At 75.7% G+C, this 3,394-nt stretch carries 3 protein-coding genes; 1 reads left to right on the forward strand and 2 read right to left on the reverse strand.

Annotated elements, in window-relative coordinates; genetic code table 11:
* Positions 1-107: 107 nt before the first annotated feature.
* Positions 108-959, reverse strand: a complete 852-nt coding sequence (locus ACFWRV_RS35025) for an NAD(P)H-binding protein (RefSeq protein ID WP_384340035.1) — start codon at positions 957-959, stop codon at positions 108-110.
* 115 nt (positions 960-1,074) lie between these two features.
* Here ACFWRV_RS35025 and ACFWRV_RS35030 point away from each other — a divergent pair, with 115 nt between their 5' ends.
* Entirely contained in the window at positions 1,075-2,034 is a 960-nt protein-coding gene (locus ACFWRV_RS35030; RefSeq protein ID WP_384340036.1) for an AraC family transcriptional regulator, read from the forward strand.
* 297 nt (positions 2,035-2,331) lie between these two features.
* Here the strand turns inward: ACFWRV_RS35030 and ACFWRV_RS35035 are convergent, their stop codons facing one another.
* Complete coding sequence (locus tag ACFWRV_RS35035; RefSeq protein WP_384340038.1) at positions 2,332-3,213, reverse strand: NAD(P)H-binding protein; 882 nt, start codon at positions 3,211-3,213, stop codon at positions 2,332-2,334.
* Positions 3,214-3,394: the final 181 nt, after the last annotated feature.

A 3,394-nucleotide genomic window follows, 5' to 3' on the forward strand; every position in this document is an offset into this window, starting at 1 on the left:
TTTTTTAATAAGACACCGGCTCCCACCCGGCCGGCCCGGCCGGCCCGGGGCTTTTCGTTCGGATCAGGCCGGAGCCCGCGAGCCCGGCCTGATCCGAACGAAAGGCCCTAGGCCCAGACCCCCGTGGCCGCGATCCGCCGCGCCCACGGTTCCAGGTCCGCCGCCTCCCGGCCGAGCACCTGGCGGACGCCGTCGGTCACCTCGGCCGTGTGGCCCGCGCGGTGCAGCGCGAACATCGCGCCGAGGGAGTCGGCGGCGGCCTCCGGCCAGCCCTGGGCGAGGAGTTCGGCGCGGTACGCCTGAGGGGTCAGCTCCTCGTAGCGGACGGGGCGGCCCGCCGCGCGGGCGATGGCCTCCGTGGCCTCGGCGAAGGTGAGGGCGCGGGGGCCGGACAGGTCGTAGGTGCGGCCCGCGTGGCCGCTCTCGGTGAGCACGGCCGCCGCGACCGCCGCGACGTCGTCGGCGTCGACGAAGGGCTCGGGCATGTCCCCGATCGGCAGGCCGAGACGGCCGGCGCGGAGCGGGGCCAGCCACAGGTCCTCGTCGAAGTTCTGGAAGAAGTTGTTGGGGCGCAGGAGGGTCCACTCGGCCCCGGACTCCCGTACCGCGTCCTCCGCCGCCGCCATGCCCCGGCCGAAGCCCTCGCCCGCCTGCTCGATGCCGTGGCCGGAAAGGACCACGAAGCGGCGGACCCCCGAGGCCTCGGCGCGGGTCACGAACTCCCGCACGGGGGACGGGTCCTCGGGGGCGATCAGGTAGAGGGCGTCGGCTCCGGCGAGTGCGGGCTCCCAGGTGTCGGGGAGGGTCCAGTCGAACCGGACCTCGCCGGAGCGGGAGGCGGGCCGGACCGTGGCCGTTCCGCCTTCGCGCAGGCGGGCCACGACCCGGCGGCCGGTCTTGCCGGTCGCGCCGAGGACGAGGACGGCGGACGGGGTGGTGTGCGTGCTCTGCGTCGTCATGGGCCCAGTCCACCGTGCCGGCCCCTGCCCGGCCCATGGGCGTCCGTCCGTCGTGCATAGGTGATCGTCCGGGACATCGTCCGGGAGGGGGGCGACTCTGCCTAGGCTGGGCGTCATGGATGTGTTCGACGAGCTGTTGCGGGGCGTGCGGGGCAGGGGCGCGGTGTTCGGCCGTTCGGTGCTGTGCGCACCCTGGTCGCTCCGGTTCACGGACGGGGCGTATCTGACCCTGTGCCTGCCGTTGCGGGGTGCGGGGTGGATCGTGCCCGAGGGCGGCCGGCCGCTGCGGGTGAAGGTCGGTGAGGGCGCGATCGTCCGGGGTCCGGCCCCGTTCGTCTTCACCGACGACCCGGCGGACGGTCCGGGGACGGGGCGGTCCCACGGCGTACGGGAGGTGCGCTGGGGCCAGGTCCGGGACACCGGCGCGCCGCCGGACCGCGGCCCCGAATTCGACTGCGCCACCGTGCTGTTGGCCGCCACCTACGACGTACAGGCGCAGGTTCCCCAGCGGCTCCTGCGGGCGCTTCCACCGGCCCTCGTGGTCCCCGACGAGGAGGACTGCGCGCCGATGCGCGACTACCTGGAGGCGCAGATCCGCGGCGGGCGGCCGGGCGACCAGATCGTGCTGGACCGGCTGCTGGACTGGATGCTGGTGTGCACGCTGCGGGACTGGTTCGACCGGCCCGAGGCGGATCCGCCGGGGTGGTACGGGGCGCTCGGCGACGAGGTGGCGGGGCCGGCCCTGCGGGCGATGCACGACGACCCGGCGCACCCCTGGACGACGGCGGAGCTGGCCGTCCGGGCGGGGGTGTCCCGGACGACCCTGGCGAAGCGGTTCACCGAGCTCGTCGGGGAGGGCCCGGTGGCCTACCTGACCGAGTGGCGGATGACGCTCGCGGCCGACCTGCTGACCCGCCCGGAGCTGACCGTGGCGGCCGTGGCCCGGCGGGTCGGCTACGCGGACGCGTTCGGCTTCAGCGCGGCGTTCAAGCGGCTGCGCGGCGAGAGCCCGAGCGCGTTCCGACGGGAGGCGGTCGCCGCCGGGACGGCGGAGGCGGCCGCCCCGGCGGGGTGAGGGGGCGGGCGGCTGCCGTCGCGTTCCGCGGCGCCGCCGTCGGGGCCGCGGGAACGGCCGGTTCGCCGCGCGTCCGGGTCGGGGGATCGCTCCCCTCGGCCCCAGGGCCCACCGCCGGCTCCGGACCTCCGGCCGGCCCCAGGGGGTGTCCGGCGGATCTCGGCCGGGTCCGCGACGCCTGGCACGGCCTGTCCGGCCCTGATCCGACGGACACCGCCAAGGGCGTGTCGTGTGGATCAGGTCGGATCAGGGAGCGGGGTCCGGCACGCGAGCCCGACATGATCCGAACGGCACCCCCTAGCCCCAGGCCCCCCGCTCCGCCGCGTCCCGCACGAAGTCGGCGAAGTCGCGCGGCTCCCGGCCGAGCGCACGGCGCACCCCGTCCAGGACGGGCGCTTCACGGCTCGTCGTGATCGGGATCAGCGCGTCGGTCCACAGGCCCGCCTCCTCGTCCGTGAAGCCCTGGTCCGCGACGAGCCCGGCCCGGAAGGCGGACGAGTCGAGGGGCACATACGCGGCGCGCTTCCCGGTCGCCTTCGCGATCTCGTCCAGGACGTCGGCGATACCGAGCGCGCGGGGGCCCGAGAGCCCGTACTCCTCGCCCGCGTGGCCGTCCTCGGTGAGCGCGGCGACGGCCACCGCCGCGATGTCGTCGGCGTCGATGAACGCGGCCTTCCCGTCCCCCGTGGGGAGGGCCAGTTCCCCGTCGCGTACGCCGTCGAGGAAGACGCCCTCGCTGAAGTTCTGGGCGAACCAGCCCGGCCGCAGGATTGTCCAGTCCACGCCGGAGCCACGCAGCGCCCGCTCGCCCTCACCGTGCGGGCCGCCGACGTCGTGGCCGGGACCGAAGTAGCCGGGCACGTCCACGCCCCGGGCCGAGAGCAGCACGAGTCGCCGCACCCCGCTCGCGACGGCCTGTTCGACGAAGGGGACCGTCGGGGAGGGCGAGGTGTCGAGCGGAACGATGTAGACGGCGGTGGCTCCCTCCAGGGCGGGGCCCCAGGTGGTGGGGTCCGCCCAGTCGAACGGGGTGTCGCCGGAGCGCGAGGCGGCCCGGGTCTCCACCCCCCGCTCGCGGAGGCGGGCCACCACCCGGCGGCCGGTCTTGCCGGTGCCGCCGGTCACGAGTACGGGGCCCTGCACGGAGGTCGCTGCTGTGGTCGCGTCTGTCTGAGTCATGGCACCAGCCTCGCGCGGCGGGGCGGCCCCCGCCCATGGCTCAGCGTCCGGGAGGGATGTCCGAGCGTCCGGCACGGGCAGGGAAACGGCCGAGGCCCGGATCCTCAGGGATCCGCGGCGCGGGCGGGGGGACGACTAGCGGGGGCACGGTTTTAACAGAGGACCAGGGGGGTGTTAGCAC

It is taken from the genome of Streptomyces sp. NPDC058576, from assembly GCF_042718715.1.
Classification (GTDB): Bacteria; Actinomycetota; Actinomycetes; order Streptomycetales; family Streptomycetaceae; genus Streptomyces.